Origin of the sequence: Nocardioides baekrokdamisoli (genome assembly GCF_003945325.1) — a bacterium.
Taxonomy (GTDB): Bacteria; Actinomycetota; Actinomycetes; order Propionibacteriales; family Nocardioidaceae; genus Nocardioides; species Nocardioides baekrokdamisoli.
This window is the reverse complement of sequence record NZ_AP019307.1, coordinates 1,457,580-1,477,951: the sequence shown is the minus strand read 5'-3', so window position 1 is coordinate 1,477,951 and position 20,372 is coordinate 1,457,580. Positions and strand designations below refer to the sequence as shown.

The window sequence follows — 20,372 nt, the reverse complement described above, 5'->3', positions numbered from 1 at the left end:
GACATCTGCCACGTCGAGACCCGACAAGTGCCATGCGTGGCCTGACAAACGCCGGGTCTCGGACTGACAAACGCCGGGTCTCGCACTGACGGATGTCGGGTTTCGGCGCTACTCCGGTAGGTCGGCCGGGGAGTCGATGTCGCGCGACCAGCCGCCGGTGTCGGGTACGTCCACGACCGATCGGCCCTCGAAGAGCGACCGGACGGCGGCGTCGACGGGGGAGTCCAGTTCGGTGATTGCAGCGCGCAGCGAGGACGTACGCCAGGCCGCCGCCAGATAGTGCCGGCGATCGTCGGCGACGAGTACGGCTACGTCGTAGTCGGCCACCGCGGCGACCAACAGCGGCACCGCCGGCGCGATCCACGGCTGGTCGCCTGCGAGCGTGACGACGATCGGCGACGTCACCGAGTCCAGCGCAGAGGCCACGGCAGCAACGGGTCCGCCCGACACCTCGGGACCCACAACGATCACCCGAGCAGCCGCCGCGACACCGGCCAGGACCCGGTCGACGACGCGTACGCCATCGATCTCGATCGCGGTCTTGTCCAAGCCCCCGAATCGGGTGGCCCGACCGCCGACGAGCACGATCGCGTCGAACATCAGCAGGTCGCGAAGAGGACGGCGTTGGTCGCCAGCATGCCCATCAGCGGCTTGCCGGCGACAGGGGTGAGGTCCAGGGTCGCCACCTTGCCGCTCCAACTGGCTCGGTTGAGCTTGAAGATGTCGGTGAAGCTCCCACCGATGCCGGGCGCCTGCCCGACCGCCAGGTTCTGTCGGGTGATCGCATTGGTACGCGCCTGGTCGCCGCTGTCGAAGCCCATCGAGACGGACACGTCGGTCGCGGAGTTCCGGGCGAGCGTGTAGCTCAGGATCGGGTTCAGCATCCCCGCACGAGCCACAAGGTCCTGTCCGGAGGCCTGGTCATCCGCACCCGCATGAGCCATCGCCAAGGCCGAGCAGGCATAACTGCCGGAGTAGGTGAACGCCGACAGCGGCGAGCCGGACACGGTGTCGGGCACCGCGTTCGACTGGCCGAGCGCTGCGACAGCCTGGGTGAGGTAGGTGGGAAGGTTCGAGGTGATCAGGATGCGCCCGCCGTCGACCACCTGCGCGTACGCCAGCACCTGGTTCACGATGGTGTTCGGCGCCGTCCAGTACCCCCCGGTCTTCGTCCAGCCCTTCCAGGTCGAGGGGTCGACCGGGGTGTTCAGTCGGAGGATGTCGGCGTCGCCGGCCTTGCTCTGCACGAACAGTTCGGAGTCGATCGAATTCAGCGTGAAGCCCAGTTGAGTCAGATCAGTGGATGAGTTGCGTAGTGCGGTCGTCTCCAGCAGGTCCGCGCCGTACGCGGCGTTCTCGATCGCGTCCGCCGTGGGGTGGTGCAGGGCCGATCGGACCGCTGCCCAGTCCGTCCACGAATACCTGTCGGCACCGGCCGGCGCCTCCGCGATGGCGGTACGCCAGCGGCTGGGCTCGTGCAGCGGGATCAGCCACCAGGCAAGCGCCCCGACGAGCGCAATGGCCGCCACTGCGATGACCGATCTCTGCATGTAGGGCGACCGCCCGCCTCGATACATGGCACCTACTTTCGCCGGACTACTGCGGGTCTGGATGCCTCACCTGAGTCGGGGCTGTTGCATCCGATCATCCGCGCTGACCGGGACGATCCGTTGAGCCTAGCCACCGTCCTACGAGTGCGGCTGCGCCTGGCCAGTTCTGCGGGCTGGGTCAGGGCAGCGGCAGGGGGCGGTTGGCTGCGATGGTCTTCATCACCAGCGTCGAGCTCAGCCGCTGGACGCCGGGGAGGGTGGTCAGGCGCTCGTCATAGAGCATCTGGAACGCGCCGAGGTCTGCTGCGATGACACGGAGCAGGTAGTCAGGATCGCCGAACAGGCGGTGGCCTTCCAGCACGTTGGGCAGGTCGACGACCGCCTGCTCGAACGCTTCGACGGTGTCCCGGTCGGCGGACGCCATTGTCACGAACACCAGCGCCTCGAAGCCCAGGCCGAGGGCCTCGGCGTCGAGGTAGGCGCGGTATCCGGCGATGGCTCCGGACTTCTCAAGCGTGCGTACGCGGCGGTGGCACGGCGAGATGCTGAGCTGCACCCGGTCGGCCAGTTCGGTGACGGTCAGACGCCCGTCGGACTGCAACTCGGCAAGAATCTGTCGATCAGTGGCGTCCATGACTCAGAGTTTGCCACTGATGAGTGGTTTGCGAGCAATAGTTGGGAACACTTTTCGCTGATTCTGTTTTAGCGTCGACCTCATGAACATCGAGCTCGTAGGAGCCTTCTGGCTGCTGTCGCTGATGCTGGTCGTCGTCCCTGGTCCGGACTGGGCGTACGCGATCACGTGTGGCCAGCGAGGACGACGCGCTGGCATTGCCGGCGTCGGTGGTCTGCTCTCCGGCCATGCGACGACCACGTTGGTCGCAGCGGCCGGACTGGCAGCGATCATCGGCCGGGTGCCCTTCCTGCTCAGCGCCCTGACCGCCGTCGGCGCTGGCTACCTGATCCTGCTCGGATACCGCGCCCTGGCCAGCACGGCCGCCGCGGATCACACAGTTCAGGCTCCACGGTCGGCGCGTCGGCAATGGCTCACCGGGTTCGGTGTGAGCGCGCTCAACCCCAAGGCCATGCTGTTGTTCGTCGGGTTGCTACCCCGCTTCACTGACACGCAGGCTGCCTGGCCGGAGTCGGTGCAGATCCTCGCGCTCGGGGCAGCCCACGTGGTCAACTGCGCGATCATCTACTCGCTGGTGTCGGCCGGCTCGCAGGCTGCCCTCACCGGCCGACCACGAGCCGCGCGGGTCGTCAGCCGTCTGTCGGGTGGCGTGATGGTGGCTCTTGGATCCTTCATGCTGCTGCACGGTGCGGTCGGCGCATGACATCACGTGGAACCCGGGCGCCTCTGCCCACGACCCTTGTTCACGACGACGAGATTGGCAGTGCGATGAGCAACGACTACACGATCCGAACCGCGACGACGGATGACGCAGCCGCGTGCGCGGCCATCTATGCGCCGTACGTGCGTGAGACCGCGATCACGTTCGAGACGGACCCGCCCTCGGTGGAGGAGATGGCTCGTCGGATCGCGGCCGCGAACGAGCAGCACGTCTGGCTGGTGATGGAAGTGGACGGCGAGATCGTCGGCTACGCGTACGGCGGCAAGTTCGCGCAGCGAGCGGCGTACCGGTGGGCGACGGAGGGCAGCGTGTACCTCGACATGAACCGGCGCGGCGCTGGTCGAGGGCGAGCGCTGTACGCCGCCCTCATCGAACGCCTGCGCGACCGCGGCTACCGCCGGTTCGTCGGCGTAGTGGCCCTGCCGAACGAGCCCAGTATGCGGCTGCACCGCGCCTTCGGCTTCGCCGAGATGGGTGTCATGCGCAACATCGGCTGGAAGCACGACGCATGGCACGACGTCGCTTACCTGGGCCTCAATCTCACACCCGGGGAGGACCTCACCATCGCGCCGCCTGAGGTCAGCTGAGTCGGCTCGCCGCCGGAGCGTGTGATCCCCCGCAAAGGGGGTCGTCGGCGGGCCTGCGCCGAGGCGGGATCTGTGGCAACCTACCGTCCATGGTGATCCGGGCTCGCCAGATCGAGGCGGCAGGTGCGGTCGTTCTTCGTGACGGCATCGGTGGTCGTGAGGTGCTGCTCGTGCACCGTCCGACCTACGACGACTGGTCGTTCCCGAAGGGCAAGGTCGACCGGGGTGAGCACGTCACGGCGTGCGCGATCCGCGAGGTCGAGGAGGAGACCGGCGTCCGGATCCGCCTCAGTGTCCCGCTGCGGTCGCAGCGCTATCCGGTCAAGGGCGGGGTGAAGACGGTCCACTACTGGTCCGGCATCGTGATCGATCCGGACGCGCCCGGCGCCGAGGCGTACGTCCCCAACGACGAGATCGATGAAGCCACCTGGTGGCCGATCGACAAGGCCGCCCGCATGCTCACCTATCGCTACGACCGCAAGACGCTCCGCGAGGCACTGCGTACGCGCCTCGCGACCCGGACCGTGATCGTGCTGCGCCACGGCGAATCCCGCTCGCGCGGCGCCTGGCGTACTGACGACCAACTGCGCCCGCTCCTGGTGGCCGGACGTCGGCAGGCCGAACGGGTGGCCCCGGTGTTGGAGGCGTACGGCACCGCACGCGTGGTCAGTTCGTCGAGTACGCGGTGCCTGGAGACGGTCGTGCCATACGCCGAACGTGCCGGGCACCCCCTCGAGGCGATCGGCATGTTGAGCGAGGAGGGCTTCGCGCCAGGCGGTGTCGCCGCGCTGGTCACCAAGCTCGTACGGCAGGCCAAGCGGCAGGGTCCGACCGTCATCTGCAGCCACCGGCCGGTCCTTCCGGACGTCTTCGCCGCCCTCGGGGTGGCCGACCAGAAGTTGGCGAAGGGGGAGATGGCCGTCGTCCATCTGCGTCGGGGTGCTGTCCTCGCGATCGAGCGACATCTGGCCTGACTTGACCTTGTTCACCTGTGATCTGCACTACGTGCGACTACGGGCCACTGATTCGACACGCTGAGTTTGCCCCCAGTTCACCTTCGGCCAGCCGTTCGTCTACCAACACGTGTTTTGGTTGCCGAGCAAATGATCTCAATGCATGGGGCGGAGTCCGCCTCGTCAGGAGTTTGACGTGAACAAGACCCTCCGCATCGTCGTCCCGGGTATCGCCGCAGCCGCCATGGCCGCGACGCTCACCGCCTGTGGTTCCTCGAGCTCCGGCAACGGTGGCTCGGGTTCGGGAACCGACCTCACCGCTGGTGGTTCGTCGGCCCAGAAGGACGCCCAGGGCGCCTGGACCAACGCCTTCAACGGCGGCACCGTGACCTACGACGGCAGCCAGTCCTCGGGCATCGGCAAGAGCAAGTTCAGCTCGGGTGAGTACGCCTTCGGCGGCTCGGACTCGGCGCTGAAGGAAGACCTGGCCACCAACACCCACGAGCTCTCGAAGGCGACGGCCCACTGTGGTGGCATCGCCCCGATCGAGGTCCCGGTCTACATCTCCCCGATCGCGGTTGTCTTCAACGTGCCCGGCGTGACGAGCCTCAACCTCGACGCCGCCACGATCGCGAAGATCTTCTCGCTCAAGATCGTCAACTGGAACGCCCCGGCGATCAAGGCCCTCAACCCGTCGGCCACCCTGCCGAACCTGCCGATCCAGGTCGCGCACCGTTCGACCTCCTCGGGCACGACCAACAACTTCACGGACTACCTGTACAAGGCTGCTCCGGCTGCGTGGGCCACCGCCGCCAGCTCTGACTGGCCGACGGCGCTGGCCGACAAGGGCCTCAAGGCCGCTGCCACCAGCGACATGAAGCAGGCCGTGACCGGCACCTCGGGTGCGATCGGCTACATCGACGCGTCGAAGGACGCTGGCATGGGCATCGTCTCGGTCGCCGTGGGCGGCGGTTACACCGCTCCGTCGGCTGCTGGCGCGGCTGCTGACTTCGCCGACTCGAAGCTGAAGGACGCGACCAAGGCGACCGAACTCATCTACTCGGTCGACCGCACGCCGACCAACAAGGCTGCCTACCCGATCACCCTCGTCTCGTACGTGATCGCGTGCCAGGACTACTCCAAGACCTCCCCGGCCGCTGCTTCCGGCACCGGTGCTGCGGTCAAGGCGTACCTGACGTACATCACCTCGACCGACGGTCAGACGGTCGGTTCGGACGCCGCCAAGTCGGCTCCGCTCCCGGCCGCGATCCAGAAGCAGGTTGCGGCTGTCGTCGCGACCATCAAGTGACCGTATAACCTTTCGACAGTCCGTACGGCGGCTTGCTTCGGCAGGCCGCCGTACGTCTCTCGTGCACAACAAATTCTCATCAGGAGCCCTGGTGTCCACTCAGTCAGTGCCGGCCGGCCGGAGCCGTCCACCGATCGGTGACAAGGTCTTCGCCGGGCTTGCTCGGGCGGCCGGCCTCACCATCCTGCTCGCGCTCGGTGCGGTCTTCGTCTTCCTGCTGGTCCAGGGCCTCCCCGGCTTCAACGTCGCTGACAAGGCCACGTTGTACGAAGGCCACTCGACCTTCTGGGGCTTCGTCCTGCCGTTGTTGTTCGGCACGGTCCTGATCGCGTCCCTTGCGCTGCTGATCGCGGTTCCGTTCGCGATCGCGATCGCCCTCTTCATCACCTACTACGCGCCGAAGCGCCTGGCGGGCCCCGTCGCGTACGTCATCGACCTGCTCGCTGCGATCCCCTCGATCGTCTACGGCCTCTGGGGCGGCATCGTGCTGTCCAAGGCGCTGTTCCCCGGGTACGAGTGGTTGACCAAGCACCTCGGCTGGATCCCGTTCTTCAAGGGCGGCGGCAACGGCATCACCGGCCTTGCGGCCAACGGCGGCCAGGTGGCCTTCACCGCTGTGATCGTGCTCGCGATCATGGTGCTCCCGATCATCACCGCGATCAGCCGCGAGGTGTTCGCACAGACCCCCACGCTGCAGCAGGAGGCCGCCCTCGGGCTCGGTGCCACTCGCTGGGAGGTCATCAAGCTCGCGGTCCTTCCGCACGCCAAGTCCGGCATCGTCGCCGGTGTCATGCTCGGTCTGGGTCGCGCGCTCGGCGAGACCATGGCGGTCTACATGGTCAACAAGGCTGCCGCGCCGGTGGTCAGTTGGGACCTGCTCGGCCAGACGGATCCGACGACGATCGCGGCGTACATCGCCACGGCGTTCGCCCGTGAGACCGACACCGCTGACGGACGCGCCGTACTGATCGCCGCAGGCCTCATGCTCTTCGCCCTCACCTTCGCGGTGAACTTCGTGGCCCGCTGGGTCATCGCCCGTAGCGAGAAGGCGGCCCGCTGATGACCGAACTCACCTCGATCCCGACCGCTCAGCGCGGGCTCACCTCGGCGAGGCTCCCGCAGTTCGGCCCGGCCCTGGTGGGCGTGGGCGCGATCGCGATCGCCGGTCTCGTGCTGCTGACCAGCGTGAACCTCGTCGGTGCGGCATCGATCGGAGCCGTCGTCTTCGTCGCCAGTCTCTACATCTGGTCGCGGTTCGTGGAGGGTTCGCGTGCCGCCAAGAACCGTCTGATGACCGCGCTCATCTGGTTGGCCTTCGCCGTCGTCTGCATCCCGCTCGGCTGGCTGATCTGGACCGTGCTGCACGACGGCCTCAAGGTCTTCGACCTCGACTTCCTCACCAGGACAATGCGCAAGGTCAGCACCGAAGGCGTCGGTGGCGGCGTCGCGCATGCCCTCGTCGGCTCGCTCATCGTGACCGCGGGTGCTGCGATCATCGCGGTGCCGCTGGGCATCATGTGCGCGATCTACCTCGTCGAGTACGGCCGTGGCAGCCGCCTGTCCCGGGTCGTCACGATCCTGGTCGACGTCATGACCGGCATCCCCTCGATCGTCGCCGGTCTGTTCGCGGTCGCGATGTTCACGCTGATCTTCGGTCAGGTGATGGCGATCGCGTTCGCGGCCTCGGTCGCGCTCTCGATCCTGATGACGCCGACCATCGTGCGCGCCACCGAGGAGATGCTGCGGTTGGTGCCGGACGACCTCCGCGAGGCCTCGTACGCACTGGGTGTGCCGAAGTGGCGCACGATCACCAAGGTCGTCCTGCGCACGTCCGTCGGCGGCATCCTGACCGGTGTCACCCTCGCCACGGCGCGTGTGATCGGTGAGACCGCTCCCATCCTGGTCGTCCTCGGCACTGTGGCGCCGAAGATGAACCTGGATCCGTTCCACGGCCACATGCAGACCCTGCCGACGTTCATCCTTGATCAGAAGAACAACGTCAGCGCACCCAGCGACGACCGCATGTGGGCGGCCGCGCTGACGCTGATCCTGCTCGTCATGATCCTCAATCTCATCGCCCGATTGATCGGGAAGATCTTCGCTCCCAAGACTGGAAGGTGACCGAGATGGCCAAGGCGATCGAAGTTTCAGACCTCAACATCTACTACGGCAAGTTCCACGCTGTGCAGGACGTCACCATGACGATCCGGGCCAAGGCGGTCACGGCGTTCATCGGCCCGTCCGGTTGTGGCAAGTCGACCTTCCTGCGCTCGCTCAACCGCATGCATGAGGTCATCCCCGGGGCGCACGTCCGGGGCACCGTGATGGTCGACGGGCAGTCGCTGTACGAGCCGAACGTCGACCCGGTCGAGGTGCGTCGTCGGATCGGCATGGTCTTCCAGCGCCCCAACCCGTTCCCGACGATGTCGATCTACGACAACGTGCTGGCCGGCAACAAGCTCAACGCCAAGAGGATCAAGAAGGCCGACGCGGACGTCATCGTCGAGAAGTCGCTACGTGGCGCCAACCTCTGGAACGAGGTGAAGGACCGCCTCGGCAAGCCCGGTATGGGCCTCTCCGGCGGTCAGCAGCAGCGACTGTGCATCGCTCGCGCGATCGCGGTCGAGCCGGACGTACTCCTCATGGACGAGCCCTGCTCGGCCCTGGACCCGATCTCGACCGCTGCGGTCGAGGACCTGATCCACGAGCTCAAGCAGAACTACACGATCGCGATCGTCACCCACAACATGCAGCAGGCCGCGCGCGTCTCCGACGACACCGGCTTCTTCAACCTCAAGGGTGCTGGTCAGCCGGGTCACCTCGTCGAGTTCAACCCGACCAAGAAGGTGTTCACCAACCCGGAGCAGAAGGCCACGGAGGACTACATCTCCGGCCGCTTCGGCTAAATCGCCTCGGCCTCACCGCCCTGGCCACGCACCGGACTGCGTTGGTCGCCCTCGACGTGCTCCAGCACGCCTTCGGGCTCCCGCCTTGCCGGAGCACGGCCAGACCGGCGATCCCAAGGCGATTGATTGCTGAGGATTGGTTCAGAGCAGGACGAGCTTCAGCAGCTCGTACATCCCCGCCGCGACGAGGCCTGCCGCGGGGAAGGTCAGGATCCAGCCGCCGACGATGTTGAGCGCGACGTTCCAGCGGACCGAGTTGAACCGCTGCGTCGCTCCGGCGCCCATGACCGCGGAGGTGATCACGTGGGTCGTGGAGATCGGCGCCTGGAAGATGTACGCCGTTGCGTAGAGCACGGTGGCGCCGACGGACTCCGCGGCGAAGCCGCGAGCTGGATCGACCTTGATGATCTTGCGGCCCAGGGTCTTCATCACGCGCCATCCACCCGAGTAGGTGCCCAGCGAGATCGCTGACGCCGCCAGCAGGACGACCCACAGCGGCAGGTTGTGCTGCTTGCCGTACGTCAGCGGGTAGGCAACGCCGAGGGCCAGGAAGATGACGCCCATCGTCTTCTGCGCGTCCTGCAGGCCGTGCCCGAGGGCCAGCGCGGCGGCGGACAGCGACTGGCCCATCCGGAAGCCGCGGAAGGTCTTGTGCGGGTTGCTCCGCCGGAAGATCCAGAGGAACGCCATCATCAGCGCGTACGCGAGGAGGAAGCCGACCACCGGCGACAGCACCATCGGGAGCAGGACCTTGTCGGTGATCTTCGACCAGTGCACGACGGCGTGCGACCCGCCAGCAGCGATGCCGGCACCGACCAGGGCGCCGATCAGTGCGTGCGAGGACGACGAGGGCAGGCCGAAGTACCAGGTGATGACGTTCCAGACGATGGCGCCGATCAGTGCGGCGAGCACGATCACCAGCGAGTGGTGCACATCATTGGCTGTCAGCCCGAGGATGCCCTGCACGGTCTTGGCGACCGCTTGACCGAGGAGAGCCCCGACGAAGTTCATGACGGCGGCCATCAGCAGCGCGATCCGCGGCGTCAATGCACGCGTGGACACCGCCGTGGCGATCGCATTCGCCGCGTCGTGGAACCCGTTCGTGTAGTCGAACGCGAGCGCGATCACGATGACCGTGATCAGGATGGCGAGCGTCAAGTCAGGATTCCTTGACGGCGATCTGCTCCACGATGTTGGCGACGCGCTCGAAGCCGTCGACGGCTTCCTCGAGCGACTCGACGATGTCCTTGAGCTTCAGGACCTCCATCGCCTTGAAATCACCGGAGAACAGCTTGGCGAGGGTACGTCGGTGGTTCTTGTCGCCCTGGTTCTCAAGACGGTTGATCTCGATCCAGTACTCGTCGAGCGAGTGCATCGCCTTGAGCCTCGGCATGGCGCTCGCGGTCAGTTCGGCGCAGCGCTGGAGCACCGCGACCTGGTCCGACAGTTCGGCCGGGAGCACCTTGACCTCGTAGACGAGGATCTGGTCGACGACCTCGTCCATCGCGTCCATGATGTCGTCGAGACCCGAGCCGAGGGCGTAGATGTCCTCGCGGTCGAACGGCGTGACGAACGAGGAGTTCACCCGCCGCACGATGGCGTGGGTCGCCTCGTCGGCCTTGTGCTCGGCCTCGCGCATCCGCTCGGCGACCGAGGCGTGATCGGCATCCTCGCTGAGCATCTCGGCCAGCAGGTCCGCACCCTCCACGAGGTGGCGGGCGAGTTCGGTGAACAGATCATAGAAAGAGCTGTCGACCGGACGGAGGCGCAAACGCACGGAGAACTCCTGGCGTCGGGGATGCGAACGGGTCACATGCTAGGCGAGTAGCGCTTCTCGCGTGCAACCCCAGCGCTCGAGCGAGGCTCAGTTCCCCGAGCGACGACGGCGCCGCTGGCGTTCGATCAGGTACGCCTGCAGGTCGGTCTCGCCGCCGTTGCGCAGCCAGTTGCCCTCGTCGTCGAGGATCCAGGCGTCGGTGGCTTCGTCGAACGCGGTGTCGAGGAACGCGGTGAGATCCGCGATGTTGTCGGTCTCCGTGCCGGCCGTGGGCCGCGGGATGCGTACGAGCACCTCGACCCGACGGTCGAGGTTGCGGTGCATCATGTCGGCCGAGCCGATGTAGACGATGGGGTCACCGCCGTTGGCGAACCATGTGACCCGCGAGTGCTCCAGGAAACGCCCGAGGATGCTTCGGACGGTGATCAGCTCGGACAACCCCGGGACGCCCGGACGCAGCGCGCAGATGCCGCGAATCAGCAGTTCGACGCGTACGCCCGCTTGCGAGGCGAGATAGAGGGCGTCGATGACGGCCTCGTCGACCAGCGAATTGGCCTTGAGTCGGATGTGCCCGCCTCGCCCGGCCTCATGATGCGCGATCTCGGCGTGGATGTGTTCGATGAGGCCGGAGCGCACCGTGCCCGGAGCCACCAGCAGGCCCTCGTACCGTGGCTCGCTCGACCATCCCGACAGATTGTTGAACAGGTGGGCGGCGTCCTCGCCGATCGCCTCGTTGGTGGTGATCAGGCCGATGTCCTCGTACATCCGGGCGGTCTTGCTGTTGTAGTTGCCGGTGCCGATGTGGGTGTAGCGACGGATGCCGTCGGGCTCGTCGCGGACGACCATGGTGAGCTTGCAGTGCGTCTTGAGGCCGATCAGGCCGTACACGACGTGGCAGCCGGCCTGCTCCAGCTTGCGAGCCCATCGGATGTTTGCCTCTTCGTCGAAGCGCGCCTTGATCTCGACGAGGACGAGGACCTGCTTGCCGGCCTCGGCAGCCTCGATGAGGGCGTCGACGATCGGGCTGTTGCCGCCCGCTCGGTAGAGGGTCTGCTTGATGGCGAGCACGTGCGGATCCGCGGCCGCCTGCTCGATGAACCGCTGCACGGAGGTTGCGAACGAGTCGTACGGGTGATGCAGCAGGATGTCGCGCCGACGCGCGGCCTTGAAGACGTCGACCGGTGCGGCGGACTCGACCGGGGCGAGCCGGTGATGCGTGGTCGGTACGAACGCCGGGTACTTGAACTCGTCGAGCGGAAGATCCGCGATCCCGTGCAGGCCGCGCAGGTCCAGCGGGCCGGGAAGCCGGAAGACCTCCTGGTCGGAGATCCCGAGCTCGGACACCAGCAGGGAGAGGACCGAGTCCGACATCGTCTCCTCGACCTCGAGCCGCACCGGCGGGCCGAAACGTCGTCGCAACAGCTCCTTCTCGAGCGCCGCGAGCAGGTTCTCGGCGTCGTCCTCCTCGACCTCGAGATCCTCGTTGCGAGTGACCCGGAACGCGTGCACCTCGAGGACCTGCATGCCGGAGAACAACTTCTGCAGCCGCTCGCGCATGATGTCCTCGAGCGGCACGAACCGCTGGTTCCCCAGGGGCACGAAGCGGCTGAAGATCGGTGGCACCTTGACGCGGGCGAAGTGCTGCTTGTTGTTCTGCGGGTCGCGCAGCAGCACGGCCAGGTTGAGGCTCAGCCCCGAGATGTACGGGAACGGGTGCGCCGGGTCGACCGCCAGCGGCGTCGCCACCGGGAACACCCGCTCCTTGAAGAGCTTCTTGCAGTACTTCTGCTCGTCGACGTCGAGGTCCTCCCACCGGAGCAGCTCGATGCCACGGTTGGCCAGCTCCGGTGCGATCTGGTCGCGGAACAGGACGGCCTGACGCTCCGAGAGGTCTCGCGCGGTGAGCCAGATCTGTTCGAGCACCTCGCGCGGCATCAGACCGGAGGCGGCGCGTACGGCCAGCCCTGCCGCGATGCGGCGCTTCAGGCCGGCCACCCGGACCATGAAGAACTCGTCGAGGTTGCTGGTGAAGATCGCGAGGTAGCGCACTCGCTCCAGCAGCGGGATGTTCTCGTCGGCCGCAAGCTCGAGCACGCGTTGGTTGAAGTGCAGCCAGCTCAGTTCGCGGTCGAGGAAGCGGTCCTCGAACTTCTCGACAGCGGCCAACGCCTCGTGATCGGGGACGTACACCGGCTCGACGTCGTACTCCGTGTCGCGGATTGCCTCAAGGGAGGTGGTGTCGTCGAGGGTCATGGCCCAATTCTGTCAGGCACGCGATACCGTCGCGAGCATGCCAAGCATCTCCGCGATCGGACGTTACGTGCCGGTCATCGGTCCAGCCGCCGTGATCGCCAAGAGCCTCGCGTTCCAGGCCACGATGAGCCTCCCGCTGAGCGTCCAGCGTCGGATCTCCGGACCCGTCATCGAAGGCGATGGCCAGGTCCTGGCCGCCGACACGCAGCTGATGTTGATGCTGAAGAAGATCAGTGGCGAGCCGTCGGTCGAGGACCTGCCGATCCCGGCCGGCCGCATCGGGATGGCCCGACAGGCCGAGATCGCCGGCGGCGTACAGCCGATCGGCAGCACGACGGACCACTGGATCAACGGTCAGAAGGCGCGGTTGTACGTGCCGACCAACGAGAGTGGCAACGGCGGACTCCTGGTCTTCTTCCACGGCGGTGGTTTCGTGTACGGCGACGTGCAGAGCCACGACCCTGCATGTCGGTTCCTGGCCGAGGAGTCGGGCGTACGGATCCTGTCGGTGAGTTACCGCCTCGCACCCGAGCACACTTTCCCGGCGGCGTACGACGACGCGATCGTGGCCTTCAAGCACATCGTCGAGCATGCCGACGAGTACGGCGCCGACCCGAAGCGGATCGGTGTCGGCGGCGACTCGGCGGGCGGCAACCTGGCCGCAGGAGTCGCCCTGGCGGTCGGACGCAAGTGTGCCTTCCAGTTGCTGATCTACCCGGTGGTCGACTTCGGGTCGACCACGGCGAGCAGGGCGATGTTCGGTGAAGGCTTCTACCTGACCAAGAAGTTCATGGACCTGGCTCACGACACGTACGCGCCGGCGGACCTGGTCGCCTCGAACGACCCACGGCTGTCGCCGCTGTTCGCGACCGTGAGGAAGACGACGGCACCAGCGTTCGTCGCCACGGCCGGTTTTGACCCACTGCGCGACGAGGGAGAGGCGTACGCCGCCAAGCTTGCTGCCGCAGGCATCGATGTCGACCTCGAACGGTACGAAGGCCTGATCCACGGCTTCTTCAACATCGTCGGCTCGGGTCACACGGCCCGTGCCGCCGTTCGCGAACTCGCTGGCGTCGTGGCGCTGCGCCTCGGGTAGGTCTCGATACGGGTCTTCGGCCCTACAGAACCAACGGGACCCGGTCAGTCAGCGAGTTCGGGACGCCAGCGCAGCAGTTCGGTCGAGAACGGCTCGGCGTCGACCTGCTTGTTGTCCAACGACACCGATTCGGTCTGGTTCGACAGCGTGGCCTTCCAGCTCCGGGTCGCCGGCTCACCGGTCACGGTCACCTTCGTGTCGCGGTCATACAGGTCGAAGGCGTACGTCCGCGAACCCCGTCGCACCGTCACCACGCCGTGCGCGCTCACGGTGACGCTGCTGCTCGGGCCGATGCCGACGCGTCCGGTCGGGTTGAAGCTGCGTACGTCGTCCACGCCGCCGTCCATCGCCGCCAGAACCGCCGGGTCCAGGGCTGACAGGGTGCCGGTCGAGGTGGGCAGGTCGACGGCCGGGATGGCGACCGGGTTGGTCGACGCTGCTGGCTCCGCGCCGGGGAGTTCGAGCTGAGCCCGGATGGTCGCTGCGACGTCGGCGCCCGCCGCCGGAGCACCGGCAGCCTGGGCCGCGCGCGTACGCATCGACAGCGTCGAGGCCGACGGCCCCGCGTGAGCGCCGCGTACCGGAGCCGATGCGGGACTCTCCGGCAACTCGTCCGACTCCGCGAGCTGGGCCTCGAGTGACTTCACGACCTGACGCGGGTTGCGGGACTTGAGCGCGTCCACGACGGCCGCGCGCAGGTCGGCGAGTTCCTCGGCGAGCTCTTGTGCGCGCTCCTCGGCAGCGCGACGCTCCTTGTACGCCTGCTCGACGAGCAACGTGTGGTGCCGGATCGAGGACTCGATCGCCTGGCGGTCGATCGCGACGTTGGCGACCCGCTCCTCAGCGGCGATCCGCTGGCGGACGGCATCCTCGGCCAACTTCTCGGCTGCCTGTCGCGCGGCTTGTGCTTCGTCCGCCCGGGCAGCGGCGACCTGCGAGGCCGCCTCGATCCCGGCAACGACGTCGGCGGCGCGCTGCTCGGCCTCGGCGCGCTGCTGTGCGGCCTGGGCTGCGGCATGGTGGGCCTGCTCGGCGGCTCGCTCGGCTCCCAGACGAGCCTCGAGAGCGTCGGTGGCGGTCGATTCGGCGGCCAGACGCGCCTGATGCGCTTCGGAGGCCGAGTCGGCGTGGTTGCTGGCGCGTACGTCCGCAGCCTGACGGGCCTGGTGAGCCTGCTCCGCTGCCGCGTGCGCGGCTGCGGCCGACGCGGCTGCGGCTTCGTGCACTGCCGCCGCGGCCACGGCAGCGGTCTCGATCTTCCCGAGCGCCTCCTGCTCACGACCTGAGGCTGCTGCGGTCAGCTCGGCCTGAGCGCGGGCGGCGTCCTCGGCCTCGCGCCGTTCCTGGTGCGCACGTTCGGCGACGGCGTGTGCCTTCTCAGCGATCTCCTCAGCTGCGAGGCGTGCCCGGTGTGCATGCTCGGCGGCGCGTACGTGTGCCTCGGCGGACTCCTGCGCGCTCTGGATCGCGTTCGCCGCGGAAGCCTCTGCGGCGGCGCGCGCTTCGGCGTGCACGGTGACTTGGGCGTCGGCTTCCTCGCGGGCCGCGATCGCGGCCTGGGCCTTCTCCTCGACGGCGACGCGCTCGGCGATCGCCTTGGTGGTGGCTTCCTCGACGTCCTTACGGGCGAGGTGCGCGCGAGCTGCCTCGGCGGCAGCGTTGGCTGCCACGGTCTCGCTGTCCCGGCGGGCGGCGTGGGCGGCGTTCGCCTCGGAGACGAGGTGCTGCATCTTCATCTCGGCCTCGAGCCGCGAGGCGAGGGCGTCTCGGGCCTGAGCCATCTGGGCCTGCGCGGACTCCTCGGCGGCGAGGCGCTGCTCGGAGGCTTCGCGGGCGGCCTCTTCGGCGGCGGCACGTGCCTCGTGCGCCTGCTGGGCCATCTCCTCGGCGGTGAGGCGTGCCTGGTGGGCGTGCGCGACGAGCTGGGCCTGCTGACCGGCGGCCTCCTCGGCCGCCAGACGCTCGGAGTGGGCCTGGCGTACGACGGCCCCCTGGGCCTGGATCGCCTCGACGATCTGGGCGCTGGCCGCCTGCTCCACCGCGACCCGGTCCGCCTGCGCCTGCGCGAGCTGCTCGGCGTGCCGGTCGGCGGCCTCCTTCGCGCGAGCAGCGGCCGCGGCCTCGGCCTTGAGCTGGTCGTCGTGGAGGGCGCGTACCCGCTCGGCATGGGCAGCGGTCAGATCGTCGACCTTGGCGACCGCGGCCAGCTCGGCTGCCTGCAGTGCCTGGTTGACCGACGCGAGATGGGCCTCGTGCTCGCTGGCAAGCGCGGCGAGGCGCTCGTCGGTGGCACGGGCGGCAGCCTGAAGGTTCGCCTCGGCCTGACGCGCGTACTCGGCGCTGTCGTCAACGATCTGCAAGGCGTGCGCGGTCGCGGTCTGCTCGGCCGCCACCTGCTCCTCGCGGATCGACTTGATCTGGTCGGCGTGAGCCGCACCGAGCTCGTCGAGACGGGCCAAGGCCTGCTGCTTCGCGGCCGCGATCGCATCGTCCACCGCGGTGAGCCGGGCGGTGTACTCCGCAGACAACGCATCGAGGCGCTCGGCGGTGACGCGGTCGGCGGCAGCGCGGTGCTCGTCGGCCTGACGTGCCAACTCGGCGCGTTCCTCGATTGCCTTCTGGGCACGCTCCTCGGCGGCTTCGCGAGCAGCCTGCGCCTCGTTGGCCGCGGCGGCGGTTGCCGCAGCCAACTCCGAGGCCGCCGCGTGGTCCTTGAGGGCCGCGTGGGCGCGGTCGAGCTGGTCCTGGACGGCGCGGTCTGCTTCGTCGCGAGCGGTGACCAGGTCGCTGGTCGACTTGTGCATGTCGATGACCGACAGGTGTGCCTGCTTGGCCTCGTCGCTGAGCGACTTGATCAGTTCCTCGACGCGTACGCGCTCCTGATGCGCCGCCGCGGCGTCCTCGGCGCTGCGCGCTGCCGCCTGCTCCGCTGCAACGCGCTCGTTGTGGGCCTGCTCGGCCTGAGCGAGCGCGGCGACCACGTTGTTCTGTGCCTCGGCTGCGTCGTGGGCTCGTGCCGTCAGGTGTTCCTCGGCGTTGAGGCGCTCGCGCGCCTGCTCTGCTGCGGCGCGCTCGATCGCTGAGCGCTGGTTGGCGAGTACGGCCGCCTGTCCCTCGGCGTCGGCGCGCTGGCGCGCCTGCTCTGCTGCGGCGCGCTCGGCCTCGGCCCGCTCGGCTGCGGCCTCGTCGGAGTCGCCCTGCGCTGGTGCGTCGACCGTCGCCGTGGGCTCGGCGGGCGCGACCGGCTCAGGTGCGCTCTCGGGTGCGTTGCGGTTCGTCGGACGACTCCGCTTCTCCACCTGAGCAGCCGCCTGCGCGGCAAGTTCGGCATCCAGATCACGCTCCGCAGCGATGCGCAACGGGTCCATCGAAGCGCGCTCCGGGTCGATCGGAGTGGTCACCTTGGGGGTGTCATCCTCGGCCTCCGCGCGACGGAACCAGCGACGGGAGTCTTGCGAGGCGTTCATGGATCAAGATCGTAGTCGGCGCGACCCACCACTGGGGTTCGGATCAGTACACGACGACTTGTGTGTCCGGCCGAAGAATCTCCTCGACGAATGCGGCGGCCCCGGCGATGCGTACGCCCTCGAGCAGATCGGCCTGTGTCAGCGCTCGACGCGCGGCGCACTGGGCGCAGACAGTGACCGTTCCGGAGTCGAGAACCACGTCGATCAGGTCGCCCACCGGAGTCGCGAGCTCGAGGTCGGGCGTGGGTCCGTCGGGCGTGGCGTACAACACCGCCTCGCCGGCCAACCAGAGGCTGACCTCGGCTCCGCTGCTCGTAGCGGTCGCGGCCACCATCAGACCCTGGTTGCTGCGTTCGGGTTGGTCCGCGCCGACGGTGACCTTCACGACGAGGGGGCGGGGCATGCGACCACATTAGACTCACGCACCATGGCGTTCGAGCTCCCTTCCAACTTGCACCCTGACATGGGCCCGGTGGCCTGGATGCTCGGCACCTGGCGCGGCAACGGCCACGGTGACTACCCGACGATCGACGGGTTCGAGTACCGCGAGGAGATCCTCTTCCAGCAGGACGGACGGCCGTTCTTCCACTACATGGCGCGCGCCGAGATCATCAACGCCGAGACCGGGGAGAAGGTCCGCGACGCGCATCAGGAGACCGGGTTCCTGCGTTGCAAGCAGACGGGCATGGGCGTGGGCAGCGTGGAGTTCGTGCTTGCCCACAACTTCGGCATCGTCGAGGTGTACGTCGGCAACGCCTCGGGAGGGAAGCTCGAGATCGTCACGGACGCGATCGGCGTGACCGCGACGGCGAAGGCGGTGCAGGGAGGCAAGCGCTTGTACGGCAACGTCGAGGGCGACCTGCTGTACGCGTACGACATGGCCGCGATGGGGCAGGAACTCCAGCCGCACCTGTGGGCACGGCTCCAACGCGCATGACCACCGATGGCCTCAGGGCACGGCTGAAGGCCGAGGGTCTGCGCCTCACCCCCCAGCGCGAGCTCGTGCTGGCGGCGGTCGACCGACTCGGGCACGCAACGCCGGAGGACGTGCTCGCCGAGGTCCGCCAGTCGTCGGTCTCGCTCAACCTTTCGACCGTCTACAGGACGCTGGACGTGCTGGAGCAGGTCGGTCTGGTGCGGCACGCGCACCTGTCGGATCGGGGTGCGACGTACCACTCCGTGGGTGGTCCCGCTCATTTCCATGCGATCTGCCGGAAGTGTGAGCGGGTCCGTAGCGTTGACGTGGATGTGGCGGCTGCTTTCGCAGAGCGCGTGCGTGCGGATCTCGGGTTCGTGATCGATGTCGACCACTTGACGATCTTCGGTGACTGTGAGGTGTGTGAATGAGCGCGGAGTTCAGGAGTGCGGGGCTGGATCTTCCGGATGCGGTCGCGGCCGACGCGCCCGATGGCTCGGTCGCGGCCCATTACGGCTCGTTCAACGGCGAGCAACGCACCCTCGTCTCCGGGGACGGGTTCGTCGACCTGTCGTCCTACGACGTCGTCCGCATCGCCGGCCCGGACCGCTTGAAGTGGCTCCATGATCTGACGTCCCAGTTCTTCCTCGAACTCGAACCCGGCGTGTGGACCTCGGCGCTGCTGCTGTCGCCGCAGGGTCATGTCGAGCACTATTTCTGCGGTCTCGACGATGGTGCCGCCTTCACCGCCTGGACCGAACCCGGCCGCGGCGCGGATCTGATCGCGTTCGTCGAAAGGATGAAGTTCTGGTCCGAGGTCACGATCACGGCCGAGCCCCTGGCGACCGTCTGGCGACCGCCGACCGGTTTCGCCTTCATCGCACCTGATCAGCTGACGGCGTACGCGGAGGCCGTCGGGCCCGCCTGCGGGCGCTGGGCGTACGACGCCCTCCGCATCGCCCGTGGCGAGCCGCGCTTCGGTATCGACACCGATCATCGAACGATTCCGAACGAGGTCGGATGGATCGGGCCGGCGGTTCATCTCGACAAGGGTTGCTACCGCGGTCAGGAGACGGTCGCGCGGGTGCACACGCTGGGTCGGCCGCCTCGACGGCTCGTGCTGCTGCACCTCGACGGGTCGGAGAATCGGTTGCCGCCGGCCGGTACGCCGCTGCTGCTGGACGGCACCCAGGTGGGCTTCGTCGGCTCCTCGGCCCGGCACTTCGAACTCGGTCCGATCGCCCTCGGCCTGGTGAAGCGCTCGGTGTCCGTCACGGCGGCTCTGACCGTCGACGGCATGCCGGCCTCTCAGGAGGTCGTTGTCGATCCCGAGGTCGGGCTGCACGTACGCCCGCAGTTGCGCGGATGACCTGCGGATGAATCCGGCCGAGGTCGACCGGGTACTCGCCATCGCGGCTGCGGCTGCGGCGGTCGATGGAGTTGACCACCTCGATGAGGCGGCACGCCTCGAGCTGGAGCATCGCCCCGAGGGCGTGACGGGCGTCGTCAACGAGAACGGTTTCGTGCTGGTCACCGGGTCGGTGCTGGCGATGGTCGTACGCCCGGATCGGCGCGGTCACGAGCGGGCGCGCGCACTGCTGGCCAGGGTGCCGGGCGGCGTGACGTCTGCCTGGTCCCACAGCGATCACCCAGCAGCCAGACACCTCGCCGAGGAGTACGGCTGGCGCCGGGATCGTGAACTTCTGCGGATGGTCCGACAGCCCGACCGCCTCGACCGATCTTCCGAACGTTCGGACGATGAGGCCGGGACCTTCCGAACGTTCGGAAGATTGCGCGCCTTTGCCCCCGGCGACGAAGGCGAGCTCCTTCGCGTCAACGCCGCTGCGTTTGCGCACCACCCTGAGCAGGGCGGCCTGACGCTCGGCAGCCTCGAGGAGCGGATGGCTGAGTCGTGGTTCGATCTGGACGACCTGATCGAGCTCTGGGACGGCGACCGTCTCGCGGCCTTCCACTGGGTCAAGCGCCAGCCCGATGGTCCGGCAGAGGTGTACGTCCTCGCTGTCGATCCCGCGTACGCAGGCAAGGGCCTCGGTACGGTCGTTCTGGAGGCTGGCCTCAAGCGACTCGAAGGTTTCGCGGTGCAGCTGTACGTCGAGGCCGACAACACGAAAGCCCGCCGACTCTATGAGTCAGCGGGCTTCGTGATCGCTGAGGTGCACGCGCACTACGTGCGCTGAGCCTC

20 protein-coding genes are annotated in these 20,372 nt (G+C 67.9%); 12 read left to right on the top strand and 8 right to left on the bottom strand.

The genetic code is table 11. The annotated features are described in order from the left end of the window. Positions 1-108: 108 nt before the first annotated feature. From mobA to KCTC_RS07150, 3 genes are all read right to left on the bottom strand, one after another. The gene (gene mobA, locus KCTC_RS07160) at positions 109-600 is read right to left on the bottom strand and encodes a molybdenum cofactor guanylyltransferase (protein WP_125568114.1); all 492 of its coding nucleotides are present in this window, start codon (positions 598-600) and stop codon (positions 109-111) included. After that, complete coding sequence (locus KCTC_RS07155) at positions 600-1,550, bottom strand: hypothetical protein (protein WP_125568112.1); 951 nt, start codon at positions 1,548-1,550, stop codon at positions 600-602. Before KCTC_RS07155 ends, mobA begins: the two co-directional genes overlap by 1 nt. A 178-nt stretch (positions 1,551-1,728) precedes the next feature. Continuing rightward, complete coding sequence (locus KCTC_RS07150) at positions 1,729-2,184, bottom strand: Lrp/AsnC family transcriptional regulator (RefSeq protein ID WP_125568110.1); 456 nt, start codon at positions 2,182-2,184, stop codon at positions 1,729-1,731. 82 nt (positions 2,185-2,266) lie between these two features. On the opposite strand from KCTC_RS07150, the gene KCTC_RS07145 reads away from it, so the two are divergent. From KCTC_RS07145 to pstB, 7 genes are all read left to right on the top strand, one after another. Beyond that, entirely contained in the window at positions 2,267-2,887 is a 621-nt protein-coding gene (locus tag KCTC_RS07145) for a LysE family translocator (RefSeq protein WP_125568108.1), read from the top strand. A gap of 65 nt (positions 2,888-2,952) precedes the next feature. Then, complete coding sequence (locus KCTC_RS07140; protein WP_125568106.1) at positions 2,953-3,492, top strand: GNAT family N-acetyltransferase; 540 nt, start codon at positions 2,953-2,955, stop codon at positions 3,490-3,492. Positions 3,493-3,581: 89 nt separating this feature from the next. Beyond that, on the top strand, positions 3,582-4,466 hold the full coding sequence (locus KCTC_RS07135) for an NUDIX hydrolase (RefSeq protein ID WP_125568104.1): 885 nt from the start codon (positions 3,582-3,584) through the stop codon (positions 4,464-4,466). Positions 4,467-4,641: 175 nt separating this feature from the next. Then, positions 4,642-5,754, top strand: a complete 1,113-nt coding sequence (locus tag KCTC_RS07130) for a substrate-binding domain-containing protein (RefSeq protein ID WP_231998871.1) — start codon at positions 4,642-4,644, stop codon at positions 5,752-5,754. 91 nt (positions 5,755-5,845) lie between these two features. Next, complete coding sequence (gene pstC / locus KCTC_RS07125; RefSeq protein WP_125568100.1) at positions 5,846-6,814, top strand: phosphate ABC transporter permease subunit PstC; 969 nt, start codon at positions 5,846-5,848, stop codon at positions 6,812-6,814. Beyond that, complete coding sequence (gene pstA, locus KCTC_RS07120; RefSeq protein WP_125568098.1) at positions 6,814-7,875, top strand: phosphate ABC transporter permease PstA; 1,062 nt, start codon at positions 6,814-6,816, stop codon at positions 7,873-7,875. Before pstC ends, pstA begins: the two co-directional genes overlap by 1 nt. A 5-nt stretch (positions 7,876-7,880) precedes the next feature. Further along, positions 7,881-8,660 (top strand): phosphate ABC transporter ATP-binding protein PstB, encoded by a 780-nt coding sequence (pstB, locus tag KCTC_RS07115; RefSeq protein WP_125568096.1) that lies wholly within the window; start codon positions 7,881-7,883, stop codon positions 8,658-8,660. Positions 8,661-8,801: 141 nt separating this feature from the next. Here the strand turns inward: pstB and KCTC_RS07110 are convergent, their stop codons facing one another. The 3 genes from KCTC_RS07110 to KCTC_RS07100 form a co-directional block, all read right to left on the bottom strand. Further along, entirely contained in the window at positions 8,802-9,818 is a 1,017-nt protein-coding gene (locus KCTC_RS07110; protein WP_125568094.1) for an inorganic phosphate transporter, read from the bottom strand. Position 9,819: 1 nt separating this feature from the next. Next, on the bottom strand, positions 9,820-10,437 hold the full coding sequence (locus KCTC_RS07105; protein ID WP_125568092.1) for a DUF47 domain-containing protein: 618 nt from the start codon (positions 10,435-10,437) through the stop codon (positions 9,820-9,822). 87 nt (positions 10,438-10,524) lie between these two features. After that, a complete protein-coding gene (locus KCTC_RS07100; protein WP_125568090.1) occupies positions 10,525-12,690 on the bottom strand; it encodes an RNA degradosome polyphosphate kinase in 2,166 nt (721 codons plus the stop codon). Positions 12,691-12,727: 37 nt separating this feature from the next. Between KCTC_RS07100 and KCTC_RS07095 the strand changes: the two genes are divergently transcribed. Then, complete coding sequence (locus KCTC_RS07095) at positions 12,728-13,786, top strand: alpha/beta hydrolase (RefSeq protein ID WP_125568088.1); 1,059 nt, start codon at positions 12,728-12,730, stop codon at positions 13,784-13,786. A gap of 44 nt (positions 13,787-13,830) precedes the next feature. On the opposite strand, the gene KCTC_RS07090 is transcribed toward KCTC_RS07095, so the two are convergent. Continuing rightward, complete coding sequence (locus KCTC_RS07090) at positions 13,831-17,253, bottom strand: coiled-coil domain-containing protein (protein ID WP_125568085.1); 3,423 nt, start codon at positions 17,251-17,253, stop codon at positions 13,831-13,833. Positions 17,254-17,296: 43 nt separating this feature from the next. Further along, entirely contained in the window at positions 17,297-17,656 is a 360-nt protein-coding gene (locus tag KCTC_RS07085; RefSeq protein ID WP_125568083.1) for a DsrE family protein, read from the bottom strand. 24 nt (positions 17,657-17,680) lie between these two features. Here KCTC_RS07085 and KCTC_RS07080 point away from each other — a divergent pair, with 24 nt between their 5' ends. Genes KCTC_RS07080 through mshD form a run of 4 tightly spaced genes read left to right on the top strand, consistent with a single transcriptional unit; the run spans position 17,681 to position 20,367 of the window. Next, complete coding sequence (locus tag KCTC_RS07080; RefSeq protein ID WP_125568081.1) at positions 17,681-18,190, top strand: FABP family protein; 510 nt, start codon at positions 17,681-17,683, stop codon at positions 18,188-18,190. Then, on the top strand, positions 18,187-18,600 hold the full coding sequence (locus KCTC_RS07075) for a Fur family transcriptional regulator (RefSeq protein WP_125568078.1): 414 nt from the start codon (positions 18,187-18,189) through the stop codon (positions 18,598-18,600). Before KCTC_RS07080 ends, KCTC_RS07075 begins: the two co-directional genes overlap by 4 nt. Continuing rightward, positions 18,597-19,538, top strand: a complete 942-nt coding sequence (gene ygfZ / locus KCTC_RS07070) for a CAF17-like 4Fe-4S cluster assembly/insertion protein YgfZ (protein ID WP_125568076.1) — start codon at positions 18,597-18,599, stop codon at positions 19,536-19,538. Before KCTC_RS07075 ends, ygfZ begins: the two co-directional genes overlap by 4 nt. After that, positions 19,489-20,367, top strand: a complete 879-nt coding sequence (gene mshD / locus KCTC_RS07065; RefSeq protein WP_231998870.1) for a mycothiol synthase — start codon at positions 19,489-19,491, stop codon at positions 20,365-20,367. Before ygfZ ends, mshD begins: the two co-directional genes overlap by 50 nt. Positions 20,368-20,372 lie beyond the last annotated feature (5 nt).